A 17,968-nucleotide genomic window follows, 5' to 3' on the forward strand; every position below is an offset into this window, starting at 1 on the left:
GCCGCCGAGGCGCGCGGCCCGATTCCAGGCGGCAGGTGCCGACGCCCCCAAAGGGGTCGTGATGGCCCTGACCAGGGGCGGCGTGTTAACGTCCGCTGGAGGCTTTGCGGTTGGAACTCGGGTTCTTCAGGGGGATTCGTTGGGCGAGATGCTTCAGGCCGACCTGGACACGCTGCACAGGCTCGGCGGTACGCTCGCCGGGCATGCCGATGCTATCGGGCAGGTCACGATCTCGGCGACGGTCACGATGCCCGACTGGCCGCTGTCGAATGTGTCGATGCAGGTCACCGATGCTGTGATCAAGGCGTACGGTTTGATCGGCGGTAACATTCGGCAGATGTCGGAGGCGACGAACACGGCGGCCACCACCTACGCCGAAGTCGATCAGCTGTTCGCTGGCCAGCTGCGCCGCTATGTCCGGGGGGAGTCGCCGCGGTGACCACGATCAGTCATGTCCGCCAGTGCAATCCGCAGTCGATGGTCACCTTCGCCGCCGATCTGGCTGCGCAGAACGACACCTTCACCAAGCGGGTCGAGCAGGCGAATCACGATGTCGACACCACCCTGAACAGCTGGCAGGGCGAAGCCGCCGCCGCTGCGTCGGCGCGTGGGTTGTCGCAGGAGCTGGCCGGGAATCACCTCAGCGAAACGGTCGTGACTGTGGCGGATCTTTTCAACGGTTACGGCAGCGAACTCGACGGCTACCGGACCGCCCTGTTGACCATCGTCGACGGTGAACTTCCGTTCGCCGGGCTGCGCGTGGACGATGAGGGCAACGTCACCGCCCCGACGCTGCCGTCCGCTAGTAGCAGCGCGGCCAACAGCATCGCGGCAGGGCTTGTCCAGCAGGCGTTACATGGTCACGCGGCGGGGTTCCAGGCCCGGATCAAGACCCTGCTCGCACAGTTCGGTGACACGGAAAACAAAGCCGCACAAGCGATCACGACCGAGCTGCAACTCTTGGATATCTACGAGAAGACCCCGGACGGGCCACCGGTCCGATCACAGGTCCAAGACATCCTCGACGGCAAAGCGCAGCTGCCGACCGACCCCAGGCAGCTGCACGATTTCTGGCAGACCTTGACGCCAGCGGAGAAGGATGCGCTGTGGCGCCATGACCAGTACCTCGGAAATCGTGACGGGCTTCCGGCGGTCGACCGCGATCACTACAACAGGTTGAAGTTGCAAGACGAACTCGCCCGAGCCCAAGCCGGTGACCCGACCGTCAAGGACAAGCTCGGCGATCTGCATACCGTCTCGCAATCGGTTGCCATGCCGGATCGCTACCTGCTGCTGCTCGACAGTCAAAGCGGCGCAATCCCGCACGCGGCGATTGCGACCGGCAACCCGGACACCGCGTCGAACGTCGCGACCTACGTACCGGGCACGACCTCACGCCCGTCGTCGATCGACAGGGAAATGGATCGGTCGGAGCGTATGCGGGAACAGGCTCAACGAAGCGGAGCCAAGGACCCGTCGGTCGTTGCCTGGATCGGTTATGAGTGCGCCACGAGGCGCTGGCAGTTCCGGATGGGGGTGAGAGACCTGCCGTCTGTTCCTCGTCGTAGCGGGGAATTGAAGCTGGAGGCAGCCTGATCCGGGAGTCGCTGGGGAGGGTGGGAGCAGCCTCGACAAAGTCACGACGGTTCAGTACTACCGGATGGGCCGGGCGTGGTGAGCAAGACGAGAAGGCATACGAGAGGAACCGGTGTTGTTACGCCTCTTGACAAGCCGCCAGCTCGAACCCGGTGGATGTGGGCTGGATCGCGGTGCGTGCTTTCCCAGAGTTGTTGTGGGCGAGCAACTTTCGGTCGGGTCTTCGTAGCTTGGGCCGGGAGATCATGGTGAAGGACTACGGCGTAGCCATGGTGATGCCGCAGGGGTAGAGCCGGGTGCCTAACTCGTCGACCGGATGCCAGTGAACGTGGGAACCGTTCGTGTTCGTGCTGCGTGATCGGTCCTCAGCCAGGGACCGGCGGGCAGAGAGGTGCGACGTCAGCCGAGGAACGCGAGCGGGGCGGAGCCGCCGTAGTACTGCGAGTGCGGGAAAGCCGTGCACATCGGGAAGGGCGGCAGTGTGTCGGTCAGGAAGGGACTGCGATGCCCGGAGACGCATCGGTGAATACCGGTGCTGTGGAGTGGCCGGATGCGGATTCGGCGTCCTTCACGGTACGGAGGATGCAGACCAAACTGCACTGTTGGGCGGGAGCGGACCGCTCCCGTCGATTCGGGGATTTGTTCAACCTCGTCTATGACCCGGCGTTTCTGATGCACGCGTGGACGCGTGTGTCCGGTAACGCTGGGGCGCGAACTCCGGGGATCGATAAGGTCACGGTGACGTGGATCGAGTCGGTTATCGGGGTTCCGGCTTTTCTGGAACATGTGCGGAACTTGTTGAAAGCCAGTGAGTTCCGTCCGGTCGAGGTGCGGCGTGCGGTGATTCCGAAGGCGAGCGGGAAGTTCCGTAAGCTGGGGATTCCGACTGTCACGGATCGGGTGGTCCAGGCGAGTCTGAAGTTGGTGCTCGAGCCTGTTTTCGAGGCGGATTTCCTGCCGTGCTCGTACGGGTTCCGGCCGAACCGGCGCGCGCAGGACGCGATCGCCGAGATCCATCACTCCAGTACCGGAAACGCGGACTACTACTGGGTCGTGGACGCGGATATCGAGGCGTGTTTCGACGAGATCTCGCACACGGCGTTGATGAGACGCCTGCGTGGGAGGATCGCGGATAAGCGGGTGTGTGCGCTGGTGAAAGCCTTCCTGAAATCCGGTGTGTTATCGGAAGCCGGTGACCGGGAACAGACACCGCAGGGAACGCCGCAGGGTGGGATACTCTCCCCGCTGCTGGCCAATATCGCCCTGTCGGTGCTGGATGAATACTACGACCAGCAACGGCGGGACGTGATGGCCACGTCGTACCAGCGGCTCGTGCGCAGACGGGACGGGTTGGCCAACTGGCGGTTGATCCGCTATGCGGACGACTGTGCGCCACGAACGCTGAAGGAGGCAAAGGTGTAGGAGCCCAAGGTCTTTGGATGCGGTGTCGTGTCGGTGATGGAGGTAGGTCCTCCGGGATCGCCCTGCAGGGGGAGGTCTCAAACCACCGCAAGCTGCTGCGGTCAAGAGTCGTGGTGGTGAGCGTTGCGGAAAAGGCGCACGTGATGCGTCAGGTGTGGTCCGAGAAGGCGAACGTGAGTGAACCACTGAGGAAGCGTCGTAAGCGTATCGATGTCATCGAAACCGGGGTCCAGTTGTTGCCCCGGGACGAGTCTGGCGGGTGCCTGTCTATTGGCCAGGTGGTGACCGGCGTAAAGGTGGCGCGAGCTCGGATCAGGCTCCGGCACGGAACGTGGGAACCTGTCGCCCCAGCGGTGCCGGTCGGGTGTTGGACCGACCGGCCGAAGGGAGTGCTCCAAGCAGCGGAAACTGCGAGGAGTCGAGTACCGGTGCGGGGAACAGGGACGGACCGTCTCGTAGTAGCGGTGAAGCCCGGTAATGCGGGTGGAGCGAAGGGGACGGGTTGCCCGGATTCGTTCGGCGGTCAACCAGCTGTGCTGGGAGGAGCCGGGTGAGCGGATCGAGGTTGCAGGACAAGCCGTTTCGGATCGACAAGGTGTCGGTCTGGGAAGCATTTCAGAGAGTCAAGGCGAACAAGGGCGCGGCGGGAGTCGACGAGGAATCGATCGAGGAGTTCGAGGCGGATCGGGACCGGAATCTCTACAAGATCTGGAATCGGTTGTCGTCGGGCTCGTATTTTCCGCCGCCGGTGAAGGCGGTGGAGATCCCCAAGTCCGGGGGTAGAGGGGTTCGGGTGCTGGGCGTGCCGACGGTGGCCGACCGGGTCGCGCAGACGGTGGTCAGGATGTATTTGGAGGCGAAGGTCGAACCGATCTTCCATCCGGATTCCTACGGATATCGTCCTGGCAAATCGGCGTTGGACGCGGTCGGTGCCTGTCGGCAGCGATGCTGGAAGGCGGACTGGGTGATCGATCTCGACATCCGGGCGTTCTTCGACACCGTGCCCCACGACCTGGTGATCAAGGCGGTCGAACACCACATCTCACCGGACCAGCAGTGGATTGCGTTGTATGTGCGGCGGTGGCTGTCCGCGCCGCTGCGGCAACGCGATGGCATGCTGGTCGCTCGCGATCGCGGCACCCCGCAAGGGTCGGCGATTACGCCCCCAACGCAGTTGGCAACTTCTGCTTCGACGTCGAGCTGAGTTACCGTCGGCTCGAGCTGATGCCTCGTGCCAATTCCTCTGTTCCGGAGCGGGATTGACATGTCGGGTAGTAGTTTTATGTCATGGCTGATGGTCGTGTCCGGGTGGGTGCGGTCGAGTACGCGCGGCGGGTCAATGCCGCTGCCGATCTCCTCGCCACGGGGCTATCGGTCGCCGAAGTTGTTGTGGCAGTGGCAGCTCGGTTCGACTGCTCGACGCGGCAAGCCCGCCGGTATGCCGATCACGCGGTGCGCGAGGGCCGGGTCACGGTTCCCGGCGAGTCGGTGGTTTTCACCGTCAAGCTGCCGGCGGTGCTGGCGGGGCGGGTCCGGGACCGGGCGCGGGGCTCGCAGATCACGATCTCCGCCCTGGTGGCGGCGGCGTTGACGGAGTTCTTGGCGCGGGGCCCTGGACAGCTGCGTCGCAGGTGAACGAGCGGGCGGTCGAAGCGGAGTTCGTGTTCGACCGTCACGCGGCCACGGATGTGTCGGTGGCCTACGCCATTCTGGTACCGCAACGACGGGCCCGCATTCCGCGAGCCGGTCAGGAAGGAATGACACCGCATGACGAACGCGGTGATGTACGCCCGAGTGTCCTCGGCCCGGCAGAAGAAGAACGAGACGATCGGCTCCCAGATCGAAGCCCTGCGCGCCCACGCGGCAGACCTCGGGCTCGAGGTGCCTGAGCAGTGGATCTTCTGCGACGACGGGCATTCCGGGGCCACGCTGATCCGTCCGGCGCTCGAGCGGTTGCGGGACCTGATCGCGGGCGTCGATATCGATGTGGTGCTGTGCTACTCACCGGACCGCCTCGCCCGCAAGTTCGCCTACCAGGCGCTGCTGATCGAGGAATTCACCCGCGCCGGGGTCCGGGTCGAGTTCGTCCGCGGACCGCGCGGCGACACCCCCGAAGACCAGCTGATGGTGCAGTTCCAGGGCATGTTCGCCGAATACGAGAAAGCCCAGATCATGGAACGGTATCGGCGCGGCAAGACCCACCGCGCCAAATCGGGGTCGGTCAACGTGCTCGGCGGTGCCCCGTTCGGCTACCGCTATCTGCGCAAAACCGACCACAGTGGCGCGGTCTACGAGATCGCCGAGCATGAGGCAACGCTGGTCGCGGAGATGTTTCGGCGTTACGCCGACGACGGGGCCTCCATCGCCGACCTGACGCGCTGGCTCACCGATACCGGCACCCCGACCCGCACCGGCAAGACCCGGTGGGATCGGTCGGTGATCTGGGGCATGCTGCGTAACCCGGCCTATGCCGGACGGGCGGTGTTCGGCAAGACGAAGGTCGTGCACGAATCGGCGGACCTCAACCGGGTGGCGCGGCTGGCGGGCCGCTCGACACCGACCGCGTCGAAAACCGTGGACCGCCCACGCGAGGAATGGATCGAGATCGCGGTCCCGGCGATCGTGTCGCAAGCAACCTTCGACCGGGTCGCCGCGCGGCTGGCCGAGAACAAACGCACCACAGGCCGCGGACGAGGCCGGGGACACACCGAATCGTATCTGCTGCAAGGACTTTCAGCGTGCGCCCGATGCGGTTACGGCTACTACCGGACCGCGACCCGCACCACGAACAAGCGGATCTCCTACTACCGATGCCTGGGCTCGGACAACTACCGCTACGAAGGCGGACGGGTCTGTGACAACAAACCGGTCCGCGCGGACTACCTCGATGACGTCGTCTGGGACCACCTCACCGCCCTGCTCGCCGACCCCGCGCTGATCCGCACCGAGATCGACAAACGACTCGACACCGCGAAATCCTCCGACCCCGTTGTGGCGCAACGCAAACGACTTGATACCGCGCTGGCCAAGACCCGCTCCGGGATCGCCGCGATGATCGAAGCGTTCGGTGAGCAGCTGATCACGATCGACGAACTGCGCGCCCGCATGCCCGAGCTGCGGGCCCGCGAAACCAGCCTGCGCAACCAGATCGGCGCCCTCGACGCCCAGCAAGCCGACCGCGAAGGCTACCTCGCGCTCGCCAGCGACCTCGAAGGGTTCCTCGCCCAGCTTCGCTCCAACGCCGAGACCGCGACCGTCGACGACCGCCGACGCGTGGTGAAACTGCTGGTCAAAGACGTCCTCATCGGCCCCGAGAAGATCACCATCCGCCACCGCATCCCACTGCGTGAACGCACCAACAGCGGCGAGGAGTCCGCCGCCGACACCGACACGGAGGGCGAACATTGCCAACTGCGTTGGGGGCGTAACCAGTCCGTTGCTGGCGAACCTGTTCATGCACTACGCGTTCGACGTGTGGATGAGCCGGGAGTTCCCGAACATCCGGTTCGAACGCTACTGCGACGACGCGGTGGTGCACTGCGGCAGCGAGTTTCAGGCCTATCGGGTCCGGGACGCGATCGCTGCCCGGTTGGAGCAGATCGGGTTGGAGTTGCATCCGGACAAGACGCGCATCGTCTACTGCAAGGACGCCGATCGGCGTGACGATCATGAGGTCACGTCGTTTGTGTTCTTGGGCTACGAATTCCGGCCGAGGATGGCCAAGAACCGGCACGGCAAGCACTTCGTGTCGTTCCTGCCCGCGGTCAGCCGGGACGCGAAGAAGGCGATGGGCGCGGTGATCCGGTCGTGGCATATGGCCAAGCGCAGCGACAAGTCTCTCGATGACCTTGCGTTGATGTTCAACAGCGTCGTGCAGGGGTGGATCAACTACTACGGACGCTTCTACCGTTCCGAGTTGCTCTACTTCCTCCGCAGGCTCAACCGGCATCTCATGCGGTGGGCCACAAGGAAATACAAACGGCTCAAGCGTCGGGAACGCCGCGCGATGGCATGGCTGGCCGAGATCGCTCGCCGATCTCCCCGCCTGTTCGCGCACTGGCGGCTCGGCGCACGTCCTGACGGCTGGGCAATGGGAGCCGGATGAGCCGAGAGGTTCAAGTCCGGTTCTGCGAGAGCCGGGCGGTGAGACTCCGCCCGGCCACTCACCTCGTCGTCATGGTGTCCGGTACGAGGGAACATGCCGAGGCACTGCGCGAGGAAATGGCAGACGTGCTGGCCCCGATGGGGTTACGGCTGTCATCGGAGAAGACCCGGGTGGTCCATGTCGACGAGGGCTTCGACTTCCTCTCGTTCACTATCCGGCGCTTCCGGAAGAGGGGAACGAACAAGTATTACGTCTATACCGTGCCGTCCAAGAAAGCGATCGAGGCGATCAAGGGCAAGGTGCGGGAGAAGACGCACAGATCCACCCGCGTCCTCGAACTGGATCGTTTATTACGCATCCTGAATGGGGCGTTGAGGGGGTGGGCGAACTACTTCCGTTACGGCGTGTCCAAAGTCGTGTTCAAGGCGGTGGACGACTTCACCTGGAATCGAGTGATGCGGTGGATAAGGGTGAAATACAAAGGGCGGAACCGTCTCACGATGAAACAGATGCGTCGCCGCTTCTGTGATCGGGGATGGAGGTTCGCGCACAACGGGGTCGTATTCACCGGCGCGGCCAGCGTCACCGTGACCCGCTACCGCTATCGCGGTAGCCGGATCCCGAACCCCTGGCAACCGAAACCGGCAACAGCACAAGCATGTTGACCAACAGGCAAGACACATGGAGCGCCCGGTGCCTCGAGAGGGGCACGCCGGGTGCGGGAGGGGGCCTCGGGAAACGGGTCGGCGGCGACGCCGACACCGCGCCCGAGGTCTACCTCACCGCGCCTCCGTCGTTGCCGGAGGCCACCGAGCGGCATTGGGCGGATTCGGCGGCTCCTGCCCTGGACAGCTTCCAGGATGGTCTTCGGGTGTCCCACGACGGTCCCCGGTCGTACAACACGGTGCTCGGGCACAGCTACGGGACCACCGCGGTCGGCGATGCGGCCGCCCACGGGCGCAGCCTGAATGCCGATTCGGTGATCTTCGTCGCCAGCCCCGGAACGACCGTCGAGGGTGCTGATCAACTCACCCTGACCGGAGTGTCCCACGACGACGTGGCGAATCACGTCTTCGCCACCAAGGCCGACCACGATCCGGTGCCCGAGTACGCGCGCAGCCAGATCGCCCGGTATACCCCCGGCCTGGACGACTACGGCCAGGACCCCACCGAAAAGGACTACGGTGCAAGGGTATTCGAATCGAATCCGGGAGACGCGGGCTGGTGGGCCGGATTCAACCCCGGCACGCACAGCAACTATTGGGACCAAGGCTCCAAGTCGCTGCAAGGCATCGGCGACATCATTGCAAACAACGGCGATGCGGCGGTGGAGATCAAATGACATCGACACGGCGAGGACCCCGGCCAGCGCGCGCCGCTGCGGGTGTGGTGCTGATCGCTATGGTCGTGCTGCTCACCGGGTGTGGCAAACACAAAGGAGCGCAGATGGATTCACCCTTGACCGAGGCCGCGGCACGGGAGCAGATCAACACCTATCTTCTCGATACGCTCGAGGCGCTGCCGCCTGGGGTTGGCCTGTCACGCACCCCCGACAACCCGAACCTCGGAACTCTGGGCACGGGCGCAGCCAACACCGTGCCGTGTGAGGACGACAACAGCAATCCCGACGGACCTGTCCAAGCCCAAACCAGTTACTGGGTGGTCGGGGTGCCGCGCGGTCAGAACGACCATTACTTCCAACTTATCCGGGATTACTGGACCGGGCGCGGTTTCCACCTCCATCCGGGCTCCGATTCCCGCTGGGCCGCCGTGATGACACCCGACCAATACCGGCTGAACGTGCAAGACGCCGGTAAAGGCGACGGCTCACTCAGTATCGGCGCGGGATCACCCTGCTTCCCGAAGGCCGCCAAGGGCACAGCCACACCGCAACCGCCCGAGCTGACACGTCCATCCTGACAACAACTCTGCCGGTGATCGGATTGAAGGGACCAGTGCATGTCGCCCGAGCACAACGACCTCGGAGACCTCGGCGCGAAGGTACAGCGTGCCCACTACGCGCTGCGGCAGGTCCGCGGCGTCGGCGTAGCGAACGGGATCAGGGTCGTCGTGGACTCGGAAAACCGGCTGCTATCGGTCACCGTGGACGACGAAGCCGACATCCTGGCCGCCTACAGGGCAGCGCTGCGCGACAAGGAACCCAAGACCGACGAGGCCATGCGGGAACTGCGAGCCGATCCCCGCTTCGAAGCCGTGTCCACCTTCGTGGACGCGAACGCGGCACGGCAACAAGCCGAACAAGCCCGGCGGCAGCGCGAACGCGAGGAAGCCGAGGACCGGTTCTTCGAAGAACGCCACCGCCGAGGCTGGTTCGACCGGTAGCCGGAACCGTCAGGCGGGCAGCAACGGGACCACGATATTCGCCACCTCGAGAACAGGATGTCCACCTTCGCCACCCGTTGGCGTGGGTGACCGGCCCATCGTGACCGGTGCTGGCGGTCCTCATCGGCGCACTCTCGTGGCTCTGGAAATGCCGGGCTGTGACCGGGATTCGCTCAGGCATACTCGCCAGCGTCGTCGTGGTGGATGCTGCGGCGGACAACGGCGCGCACGGCCAGGCGCGCAATGTCGATCGATACGTGGACAATCTCGGCGATCAGATCGGCGAGAAGCGCTGCCGCGACGGCGTAGGCAAACCAGGCCGCGACGCGGCGTACTGAAGTCGGCACGGGGCTATTCCTTACGGTTGGTTCCGGAAAATGAACAAGGGCAACGGATTCGACGGCGTCGGTCCGCCGAACCGTTTCGTACGGCACCGCGGCGCTGTCGGTAGAGGGTGGGCGCGGGGTGGTCGTGATAGGTCACCGATCAGCTCATCGACCGTCCGCGACTACGGCGGTGCAGTGCTGTGGCAGGCGGTGCTCAGGCGGTCGGGCGGTGGTCGAGGCCGATGACGCTGTCGAGGGCTGGGGGCCACAGCCAGCGCAGGTCTCGGACGAGGAGGGTGAGAATGCTGGCCGTGGCGGCGACGGCGGTCGTGTAGGCGGCCAGGATGGTGATTCGGCGACTTGTCTTCACGGGGTGCTCCTTGCGTGGTGGGTGCTGAATGTCTTTGGACAGTGGGCACATTCGGGCGGATTACTGGGTCGGTGGTGAGGGTGTGGTGATCGGGATGGCGGGGTGCAGACCGGTTTCGGGAAGGGCGTTGGCGAGCCACTGGCCGAAGCGCGGGTAGTCGACGTGGGTGGAGACGGTGAGGTTGAGGCCGCGGCCGCGGCGATACAGGCGCGCGTCGTCGGCGATGGTCACTGTCTCGGTGCCGAACTCGACGACAGGCGCCCCCAGAGCGGCGGCCAGCGTGAGCGGGTCGGCCTGACAGCTACGGGGTTTGGCCCCGCGTGTGCGGCAGTACGCGAACCAGGCGTCGGCGTGCGCGGCGATCAGTTGTGCCCATTCCGGGCGCCCCGGCGTGGACGACCATGCGAGCAGAGGGCTGGCGGGGGTGAGTTCGAGTGCCGGGTGGTCGGTGTGGGTGGACAGGACGCATCGGGGCCGGTGGGCGGCCCGCAGGACGTGGCCGGTCGCGAGGGGGTCCATCCGGAAGTTGTGGGAGGCGCGGTCGGGGCGGCGGTACCGGTCCAGCCAGCCGCCCATCCAGGTGACGTCGATCATCTCGGTCAGGTACGGGCGGGCGGCGAGGGCGTCGGACAGATTGGACAACGGTCCCAGACCCACCCACACCAGTGGCGCGGTCGCGGTGTGGCACAGGTGGGTGATCACCTCGATCACATCGGTCGACACCGGCCGGTCCATGCTCAGGTACCGGTCGTCCAGCAGGAATCGGTGGTGGCCGCCGAGGTCGCGGCCCGCGATCACCAGCGCATCGGGGCGGCCGATCAAATCCAGGAAATACCGGGCCAGCCGCGCCCGCCGGTCGCGGGTCTCGTCGGAGGTGACCACGACCAGACGATGGTCGCCGACCAGGCGGGCGGCGCACCACAACGCGATGATGTCGTCGAGGTCGTAGCCGATATCGGTGTCGAACACCACCACCGAGTCCGGTGAGAAGATCAGTGTTTCGAGGATCGGGAGCAGGGACTGACTGGATGGAATGGCTACCGAATCGGGAAGGGGGTTCATCGGTGCAGGGCTTTCGACGGTCCGGATGGGTGAAGGGCCCGCCGCGTGGCGGAGTTCGTGGAGCAGGTCGTCGAGCGGGCGCACCGCGGACGATTCGCCGGACCCGGATTCGGCTGTGCGCGAACCGGATCGAGGACCTAGCGGCGTCGGTGGGTTCTGCTGGCTACCGCCGCCGTCGCGGGTAGTCGATGGTTGGCCGGGATCGTCGTCGGCCGACATCGACGCAGTCACCGGGGTTCGCCGAAATACTCGACAGCCCAGGCATCGGCCTCGGCGACCGCGGCCGCGGCCGAAGCAGCGGAGGCTTCGCGCACCGTCTGCCCGCCCAAATCGAGGATCGTCCAGGCGCAACTCGATCCCGCGGCTGCCTGGATCGTTCCCCACCCGTTGGCGTATTTCTTTTGAAGCCACGCCTTCGCGCCGTCGCTGCCGTACTGCCAGCCGTTGATGGCGTGCTCAGGGTGAATCGGAGCCTCGGCGCCGGGCGGGGCCGTGGTGTCGGGGTCGGGCGCTGCCTCACCCTGAGGCTGTCTGTTGTCAATTCGGTTGTCTTGCAATGGGTTCGCCTCCAAACGATGAGGAAATTCTTTGCTGCGGTCTTGATCTGACCGATGCCGTGTATCTGACGGCGTCGGATGCCTCCAGCAATGTCATTGCGCTGAAACGTTAACGGGGACACGGTATTTGCGGCCACGACCTCGGGGTGCCTTCGGATAGGCAGGGATTCCCTGCTATCAACGCGGCGGATGGCCTCGGGTGTGGCCCTGGTGGTGAGCTCGTCGAGAGTGTGCGGCAGGTGCCTCCGCGTTGGGCCCGAGCGCCGCCGAGTTATAGCGTTTGTTCCGGTGGGGTGGGTAGTTGTAGTGGTGCTCGGCGTCGCCGGAGATCCGCACGTAGGGCTTGGATTTCCGGTGTCCAGGTGCCGATGTCCCAGCCCTTGTCGGCGCAGATCAGGAGCACGGCGAGCTTGGTGCTGCACGAGGCGGCGGTGCCGTCCGTGCCCGCTCGGCAGGCTCGGTGACCGTCGAGGATGGCGGCGGCCGTGCCGGGGAAGTCGAGCGCATTGTTGGGCGGGGGCGTCCAGATGTGCGTGCGTATCGAGCGTTCGCAGTTCATTCGACCGGTTCCGATGCTCGGCGCAGTGCGGCGGCGAAGGGGAGGCAGTCCGGGCCGTGGCCGCTGTGGAGCGAGAGTATGAATCGCGCCAACTGCAGAGACTCAATGTCCGGTGGCGACCAACGGCAATCGCCGTACCGCAAGCGCCACTGATCTGCCTCGCTGAGAAGGATCGTTGCCGAGCTCATCGTGAGAACTTCGCTCTGCGCAAGGCGCGCTCGGCGGCGGCCCGGCGCGGGCAATCCGTACAGGTTCGGTGCTCGCGCAGGGCACGCCGGGCTTGTTCGGGGACGAATGGCCGGGGTGGCGCGGCGTGCGTGTAAGGCCGCGTGTGATGGGCGCTGTGCGCTCCTATCGTCCTGGGGCGGTTGAGCATCCAGTAGCCGGTGAGCGTGATCACGAGGGCAAGCAGCGCTGCCCCGATGGCAGCGGTCATCGGATGCCCATCGATTCTGAATAGCCCGCTTCCCGCAAGGCTTGTGCCGCAGCGGTTTTCCGCAGGCACGAGTCCGGGCACCCAGCATGGAGCCTCATCGCCATGAGTGCGGCGGGCACATTGAAGGATTCATCGGGGGCATCGTGAGGAAAACCAAGTGCCCAAACGGCTTCGTCCATCGGGGGCTTTCGAGGGTGAGAGGGAGTGAGCACTGAGTGCCGATGTGTCTGTAGCGGTTGGTGGACCAGGGGAAGGCTCCGCCACTCGGAATTGCAGAACGCAGTTCTCAAGATGCTCTGTGCGAGACCATGATTGGAAACCCAGCACGGGCCAACCTTCGACTGAGGTCTTGTCATCATGACCACCCCTCCGGATCGCGAAGAGCAGGCGGCACGGCGCGTGTCAGCGGAGCCGAGATCTGGGTCCAGCGGTTGGGGCATCACCGCTAGCCCAGCCCGCGTGGAGCGAAAGCCTGCCTGCGGCCAGCCGCACTCAGCTCCCACCAGTGTCTCGAACAGGCCAGCGCCAGTCCCAAGCAGACGAGCGCTTACCATTTTCCATCCGTAAGTCATTTCTCAAGCTCCCGTCTCATCGCTTCGATCACGCTCCACGTCGGCAGCTGCACCGGTTCCATCGGGTCGTTGCTCACGAAATCGGAGTAGAGGTTGTGCACTTCGGCCAAGCGGAACCAAACTCGGTGCAGGCGACCGTCTGTTGATGGGTGGCGCTGGAGGGCCCATTCGGCCAGCGGCCACAGCATCGCGAGTGAGTTGATCACCGCACCAACAGTTGGCGGTACCTGATCAGCCGCGGATCGCGGCAGCTGCGTTGTGACCAACTGATCAATGCGTGCTTCGATTTCAGCGATCTGCGCGTGAATCAATTCGTTCGCTGACGGATCCCTAATGAGTTCGCGGTATTTCGAGGCCAACTCGTATGCCGCTTGCGTCAGCGGTGAGAGCGGCACGTTCATGGAGCCGCGGAGCGCCGCGACCATCGTCCCCGTCGCCGGGAAGAGCGTCGTGGTGCGTGCCGCAGCGTACTGGTCGATGGCTGTCACGATGCACCTCGCGACTCACCAATATGTGTCCAAAGCGTGTATCTCATTCGCCTCGTCGGCAATGTGTTGTCAACGCGTGGCATTACCTGCATCGCAGTCACCTCTGTGGCCTCGAGCCGATCCGTCCTCCGGTGACAGGCGGGCTAACGCTGTGAGCCTGCGCCGGTACTGGTGATCGCGGTGCGTCTCAGCGACTCGGGTCGAGCTGAGTTCGCGCTGCGGTCATGCATCGAGTCAAGCCTCGGCGCTATGTGACTTCAATGGCACGAAAATACGGCAGATAAGGCACGCAGACGGGGGACGAATATGGCACTTTCGGGGTTCGCGCAGTGTTGTGCATGCGGCGCACGTATTCGAATGTTCAAGACTGGCTGGCTGTCGGGGCTACTGGTAGCGATGCCAGATCGCCGACGTATCACCTGAACGCAGGGACGCTAGTCGATGTGCATGCTCTGCGGCGATCTCGGGGCGGTGGCCCATATCCGGCACAACCCCGGTGACCATGATCAGTTCGCGGATTCGTTCCAGCACAGGCCAATACGGTTCCTCGCGAACGTCGGATCCGTAGGCTTCGACGAACTCGCTGTAGAAGTCGGCGCGGTCGAAGCGCGCGGCACCGACTGCCTGTGGCACCAGGTCCCATGCGAGTGGTCCGACACCGGTCTCGTCGAGGTCGCACAGAACGATGCGCCCGGATTCGTCGAGGAGGAGATTGCCGGTGTGCGGGTCACCGTGGATGACGCCCATTGGCATCGTCGACTTCGTCTCGGCGTAGCACTGTTCGGCAGCTCGCCACTGATCGCGTAACCATCGGAGATCGTCGGACGGCAGACTGGAATCGGCCGCGTCGAGCCGACGTCGGGCGATGTCGAACGGATTCCAGGCAGGCAGTGAAGCAGTCGGGGACAACCGGTGCAGTGCACGCAGCGGTTGGGCCAGATGCCGTGCCGTCCAATCCGTTCGAGTCTCAAGCTCATGCCAGAAGGTCACCGTGTACCCGTCCACGATGACCGGTTGGTGGCCGTCGAGAAGACGGACGGTCGGCGCGTCGCGGGCGGCCAGCCACTGGGCAGTCTCGATCAGTCGATGCCCGCGCACCTGTCCGACATTGCCCGAACCCATCCGGACGACGACGGGGATGTCGAGTCGGTAGACAGCGTTGACCGTGTATTTGATCAACTGTGCCCCGTCGGAGGACAGGCCCATCCGTTCGCAGGCATCGACCACTGCCGCATGCAATTCCGCGGCCCGGTCAGGCGACAATTTGGTCGTCACGTCGACACCCTCGATCGTGCTGGGCAGTCAGCTCGGGAGGGGTTTCGGTGCAGGCAACGCCAGCTGCCCGACTTGGTAGCGCACCTCCTGCACATCCGCGTGCCTCCGAAACGGTTCCGCTGCGCTACTCATCGTCTGCAGTCGACCGACGACACGAGCGCTCAGTACCTCGCTGGTCATCGCGAGCGCCGTAGCGGCCGAAACCACACCCGATGCAACGTCCCCGAGCCGGAACTGACAGCTCGCGGCGAGGGTGTGGTCGAACAGCACGCTGCGGGCTGGTCGATCGGGTCCGGCCGACACGAGCGAGTCCCGTATCTGCTCCAACGCACGGAGTGTGTAGCGTTCGACGGTGCTGGCATCGTCGCTGGCGACCGCCAGTTCATTGAATATGGCTGATGTGAGGCCGGCATGTTCTCCGGCAGTGAAGAAGAACGCATTCCAAGGATCGGCTTTCGCCCTGTCGGCGCGGGCGATCTCGTGCTCGGCTCTCGCCAGCGCATCGTTCATCTGTTGCTGGTTGCCCATCATGGCGTGTGCCCACGCCTCGTTGCTGTACAGCCGAGCGGATTCGGCAGCGTTCGAGGCATCCTGAGCACTGATCTGCCCAAGCTGAAAGATTCGCAACGCTTCTCGTGGCTGACGCTCGACCAAACTGACACGACCCAAGACGTACAGAATCGACGCGGCGAGGCTATCCGCGCTGGCGCCACGTGCATACGACAGTCCCAGCGTCAGGTAACTGCGAGCGCGGCTGTGCTGGCCTACGTCGTAGTACGCCCACCCGGTCAGACGCGCGAGGTCAGCCAATGCCGTCGCCATCTCGGTAGCGATGGAGTCGTCCTCGCATTTGTGCAACAGGCCGCGACTCCAACTCAGCAATCCCGAGGCGGAGTCCACCACCGCGAAACCGCCATGCCGCTGGTCCAGCCCGCGCAGACTCGCCGTGACACGCTGGACGAACTCAACATCCGCCATCCCGACGTTGCCCGGAATCGGCATACGGCCAGCAGAGACGAACTCTGGGAACCACGGCCGCAAGTCGGCCGTGGAACCGACAGTCGCCGCCGCGGCGATAGCGGCTAAAAAAGTTCGGCGCTCCACATCCTCCACGGTAACCGCGACGGGTGGTAAAGCATACGGCGCGATCTCGGCATCGGATACGGCGTCCTCCGCATCGACTACGGCGTCCGGGACCGGCGCACCCAGGTCACGCAGAACATCGACATAGGTAGGCCACGGATGCTTGACGATGCCACGCTCCCAGCGCGAGACGTGCCCCTGACTACAGGCCAACGACAGACCACGCTGCGCTGCCGCTTGTACCAGGGCTGCCGCGAATTCTTCTTGCTTCAGCCTCAACACATCTCTTCGGTAGGCCCGCAGTTGACGCCCCCATGCCGAGCCTCTACGCGACAAACCGTCTCCCATCGAGGTTCACCTCCGTCGAGTGATGCCCGACACATGAGAATAGACTCGCCTGCATCAGCACGGGAGTAGATGCAGAAGGCAGCAGATTACAGGGTAACCACAACCACCCGTGATGATCTCAGGCAGACACGGACAGACGTCGGACCGTTGGGTTTCGCCGATCCGGTGTCGACCGTGTTGCTCCACCGAGTACGGGATTCGGGGAGCGGTGGTGACATTACGAGTCGGCGTCCATCAACGACCTCACACAGCGGTGGTAGGCGGCGTGAACTGCTGGCAGCATGTCCAGGTCGACGCATTCGTCGATGCCGTGCAGGCCCCGGTAGCGCAAACCGAATCCTGCGGTGGCGCGAATTCCGTAGCCGCTGAGCAGATTTCCAATGTTGGATGGGCCGGCGACCTTCGGGCGGGCGTTGATTCCTGCTTCTCGTGCGCTGGCCAGCAGCGCCGCCGCAGGCTGATCGCGCTCGCTGAGCAGGAACGGTGGCCACGTCATGACCGTCTCGATCGTGGTCGGTCTGGGCGCCGGGTGATCGTGATCGAACTCGGTGACCACCTGTCGCAGTAGCTTTGCCGCGGAATCGGCGTCCAGGGCATCGGTGAGCCGGATGTCCACGCTGACCACGCAGCAGTCGGGTACCGCGCTGAATCCTTCACCGCCGTGCACGCCGGTCACGGTCAGTTTCGGCGGCAGAGGAAACCTGCTTGTCTCGGCGGCGGGAAGTTCGATCGCGTCCAGCGCCGTGATCAGGCACGCGGCCCGGCTTACCGCGTTGATCGGTGAGGAGTTGGATGCGCCGGAATGTTCGGCTACACCGTGTACGTGCAGGCGGGCCCGGAGCATACCTCGTCCTCCGACGACAACGTCGTCGATTCCTGGGTATCCGATCAATACGCCGCCGATCGGCGCTGTGCCGTGATCGGTGAGGAATGCTCGCGCACCCCCGAACACGCCGGTGTGTTCGTCGACGTCGAGCAGCACGGTGAGTGTTCCCGTGAGCTGATCGGCGTGGGGGGCCACTGCGGCAGCGATGTGACAGAAAAGCGCTGCGCCGCTTTTGGAATCGGCGGCCCCTCGGCCGCGCAACCAGCTGTCGACCACATCACCTGCTGTCGGTGGAAACGACCAAGCGCGCTCGTCTCCGAATGGTGCGGTGTCCAGGCAGGCATCCAAGACCCAGGTCGGGCCCGGAATGGCTCCTACGATCTCGCACGCCAGTCCGACGACGTTGCGGTCCGGTCCGTGCAGCCGTCGGCACGGTAAACCGTGCTCGGTCAGCCATGTCTGTGCGACAGCGAGGACCGGTCCGTAGTCATCGATCCCGCCGCGCGAGGGTTGGCGGATCAACGCGGACGCCAGCTCGATGACCGAGTCGGCGTCTGCGCGACCGTGTTCGAGCAATTCGTGGATCACCGGTGAGTCATT

Annotated in this window: 19 protein-coding genes and 1 pseudogene; 11 read left to right on the forward strand and 9 right to left on the reverse strand. The window is 64.7% G+C overall.

Annotated elements, in window-relative coordinates:
• Window positions 1-61 precede the first annotated feature (61 nt).
• The 11 genes and pseudogenes from HPY32_RS29725 to HPY32_RS29775 all read left to right on the forward strand — a co-directional run bounded on the left by HPY32_RS29725 (window position 62) and on the right by HPY32_RS29775 (window position 9,466).
• The gene (locus HPY32_RS29725; protein WP_156673827.1) at window positions 62-439 is read left to right on the forward strand and encodes a hypothetical protein; all 378 of its coding nucleotides are present in this window, start codon (window positions 62-64) and stop codon (window positions 437-439) included.
• The gene (locus HPY32_RS46275) at window positions 436-1,596 is read left to right on the forward strand and encodes an alpha/beta hydrolase (protein ID WP_067577752.1); all 1,161 of its coding nucleotides are present in this window, start codon (window positions 436-438) and stop codon (window positions 1,594-1,596) included. Before HPY32_RS29725 ends, HPY32_RS46275 begins: the two co-directional genes overlap by 4 nt.
• A gap of 582 nt (window positions 1,597-2,178) precedes the next feature.
• The gene (locus HPY32_RS29735; protein WP_067577754.1) at window positions 2,179-3,018 is read left to right on the forward strand and encodes a reverse transcriptase domain-containing protein; all 840 of its coding nucleotides are present in this window, start codon (window positions 2,179-2,181) and stop codon (window positions 3,016-3,018) included.
• A gap of 550 nt (window positions 3,019-3,568) precedes the next feature.
• Entirely contained in the window at window positions 3,569-4,222 is a 654-nt protein-coding gene (locus HPY32_RS29740; protein ID WP_171983109.1) for a reverse transcriptase domain-containing protein, read from the forward strand.
• A gap of 83 nt (window positions 4,223-4,305) precedes the next feature.
• Window positions 4,306-4,653, forward strand: coding sequence for a hypothetical protein (locus HPY32_RS29745; RefSeq protein WP_197696320.1), 348 nt, complete (start codon window positions 4,306-4,308; stop codon window positions 4,651-4,653).
• Between the two features lie 147 nt (window positions 4,654-4,800).
• Window positions 4,801-5,916 (forward strand): annotated as a pseudogene (locus tag HPY32_RS44975) (recombinase family protein); the annotation flags it as partial.
• 556 nt (window positions 5,917-6,472) lie between these two features.
• Window positions 6,473-7,123 carry a group II intron maturase-specific domain-containing protein gene (locus HPY32_RS29755; protein ID WP_231951518.1) on the forward strand — a complete coding sequence of 217 codons (651 nt, stop codon included), beginning with the start codon at window positions 6,473-6,475 and terminating at the stop codon, window positions 7,121-7,123.
• Window positions 7,120-7,788, forward strand: coding sequence for a group II intron maturase-specific domain-containing protein (locus HPY32_RS29760; protein WP_082870529.1), 669 nt, complete (start codon window positions 7,120-7,122; stop codon window positions 7,786-7,788). Before HPY32_RS29755 ends, HPY32_RS29760 begins: the two co-directional genes overlap by 4 nt.
• Window positions 7,782-8,465, forward strand: a complete 684-nt coding sequence (locus HPY32_RS29765) for an alpha/beta hydrolase (RefSeq protein ID WP_067577756.1) — start codon at window positions 7,782-7,784, stop codon at window positions 8,463-8,465. The genes HPY32_RS29760 and HPY32_RS29765 overlap by 7 nt, the downstream gene beginning before the upstream one ends.
• Before the next feature lie 59 nt (window positions 8,466-8,524).
• Complete coding sequence (locus HPY32_RS29770; RefSeq protein ID WP_067577758.1) at window positions 8,525-9,043, forward strand: hypothetical protein; 519 nt, start codon at window positions 8,525-8,527, stop codon at window positions 9,041-9,043.
• Between the two features lie 39 nt (window positions 9,044-9,082).
• Window positions 9,083-9,466, forward strand: coding sequence for a YbaB/EbfC family nucleoid-associated protein (locus HPY32_RS29775; protein ID WP_067577760.1), 384 nt, complete (start codon window positions 9,083-9,085; stop codon window positions 9,464-9,466).
• Between the two features lie 173 nt (window positions 9,467-9,639).
• Here the strand turns inward: HPY32_RS29775 and HPY32_RS29780 are convergent, their stop codons facing one another.
• From HPY32_RS29780 to HPY32_RS29820, 9 genes are all read right to left on the reverse strand, one after another.
• Window positions 9,640-9,813: a hypothetical protein gene (locus HPY32_RS29780; RefSeq protein WP_156673828.1), complete on the reverse strand. Its 174-nt coding sequence runs from the start codon at window positions 9,811-9,813 to the stop codon at window positions 9,640-9,642.
• Between the two features lie 193 nt (window positions 9,814-10,006).
• Window positions 10,007-10,162: a hypothetical protein gene (locus tag HPY32_RS29785; protein WP_156673829.1), complete on the reverse strand. Its 156-nt coding sequence runs from the start codon at window positions 10,160-10,162 to the stop codon at window positions 10,007-10,009.
• Between the two features lie 60 nt (window positions 10,163-10,222).
• A complete protein-coding gene (locus HPY32_RS29790) occupies window positions 10,223-11,224 on the reverse strand; it encodes a nucleoside hydrolase (RefSeq protein ID WP_067577764.1) in 1,002 nt (333 codons plus the stop codon).
• A 227-nt stretch (window positions 11,225-11,451) separates the two neighbouring features.
• A complete protein-coding gene (locus HPY32_RS29795) occupies window positions 11,452-11,796 on the reverse strand; it encodes a hypothetical protein (RefSeq protein WP_156673831.1) in 345 nt (114 codons plus the stop codon).
• Between the two features lie 256 nt (window positions 11,797-12,052).
• Window positions 12,053-12,340 (reverse strand): hypothetical protein, encoded by a 288-nt coding sequence (locus HPY32_RS29800; protein ID WP_156673832.1) that lies wholly within the window; start codon window positions 12,338-12,340, stop codon window positions 12,053-12,055.
• Between the two features lie 1,004 nt (window positions 12,341-13,344).
• Window positions 13,345-13,836 carry a hypothetical protein gene (locus tag HPY32_RS29805; protein ID WP_067577766.1) on the reverse strand — a complete coding sequence of 164 codons (492 nt, stop codon included), beginning with the start codon at window positions 13,834-13,836 and terminating at the stop codon, window positions 13,345-13,347.
• Between the two features lie 384 nt (window positions 13,837-14,220).
• Window positions 14,221-15,042, reverse strand: coding sequence for a phosphotransferase enzyme family protein (locus HPY32_RS29810; protein WP_216676389.1), 822 nt, complete (start codon window positions 15,040-15,042; stop codon window positions 14,221-14,223).
• A gap of 96 nt (window positions 15,043-15,138) precedes the next feature.
• Window positions 15,139-16,542 (reverse strand): NsdA family TPR-like regulatory protein, encoded by a 1,404-nt coding sequence (locus HPY32_RS29815; protein WP_507236516.1) that lies wholly within the window; start codon window positions 16,540-16,542, stop codon window positions 15,139-15,141.
• Between the two features lie 217 nt (window positions 16,543-16,759).
• Window positions 16,760-17,956: a M20 family metallopeptidase gene (locus HPY32_RS29820; protein WP_067577776.1), complete on the reverse strand. Its 1,197-nt coding sequence runs from the start codon at window positions 17,954-17,956 to the stop codon at window positions 16,760-16,762.
• Window positions 17,957-17,968 lie beyond the last annotated feature (12 nt).

The sequence above is a fragment of the Nocardia terpenica genome (assembly GCF_013186535.1).
Lineage (GTDB): Bacteria > Actinomycetota > Actinomycetes > Mycobacteriales > Mycobacteriaceae > Nocardia > Nocardia terpenica.

Excerpts from the sequence above, each read along its gene's own strand:
- HPY32_RS29815 (WP_507236516.1), bottom strand. The coding sequence starts at position 16,542 with ATGGGAGACGGTTTGTCGCGTAGAGGCTCGGCATGGGGGCGTCAACTG.
- HPY32_RS29745 (WP_197696320.1), top strand. The coding sequence starts at position 4,306 with ATGGCTGATGGTCGTGTCCGGGTGGGTGCGGTCGAGTACGCGCGGCGG.
- HPY32_RS29735 (WP_067577754.1), top strand. The coding sequence starts at position 2,179 with ATGCAGACCAAACTGCACTGTTGGGCGGGAGCGGACCGCTCCCGTCGA.
- HPY32_RS29765 (WP_067577756.1), top strand. The coding sequence starts at position 7,782 with ATGTTGACCAACAGGCAAGACACATGGAGCGCCCGGTGCCTCGAGAGG.
- HPY32_RS29810 (WP_216676389.1), bottom strand. The coding sequence starts at position 15,042 with ATGGGCCTGTCCTCCGACGGGGCACAGTTGATCAAATACACGGTCAAC.
- HPY32_RS29800 (WP_156673832.1), bottom strand. The coding sequence starts at position 12,340 with ATGAACTGCGAACGCTCGATACGCACGCACATCTGGACGCCCCCGCCC.
- HPY32_RS29770 (WP_067577758.1), top strand. The coding sequence starts at position 8,525 with ATGGTCGTGCTGCTCACCGGGTGTGGCAAACACAAAGGAGCGCAGATG.
- HPY32_RS29790 (WP_067577764.1), bottom strand. The coding sequence starts at position 11,224 with ATGAACCCCCTTCCCGATTCGGTAGCCATTCCATCCAGTCAGTCCCTG.
- HPY32_RS29775 (WP_067577760.1), top strand. The coding sequence starts at position 9,083 with ATGTCGCCCGAGCACAACGACCTCGGAGACCTCGGCGCGAAGGTACAG.
- HPY32_RS29760 (WP_082870529.1), top strand. The coding sequence starts at position 7,120 with ATGAGCCGAGAGGTTCAAGTCCGGTTCTGCGAGAGCCGGGCGGTGAGA.
- HPY32_RS29725 (WP_156673827.1), top strand. The coding sequence starts at position 62 with ATGGCCCTGACCAGGGGCGGCGTGTTAACGTCCGCTGGAGGCTTTGCG.
- HPY32_RS29755 (WP_231951518.1), top strand. The coding sequence starts at position 6,473 with ATGCACTACGCGTTCGACGTGTGGATGAGCCGGGAGTTCCCGAACATC.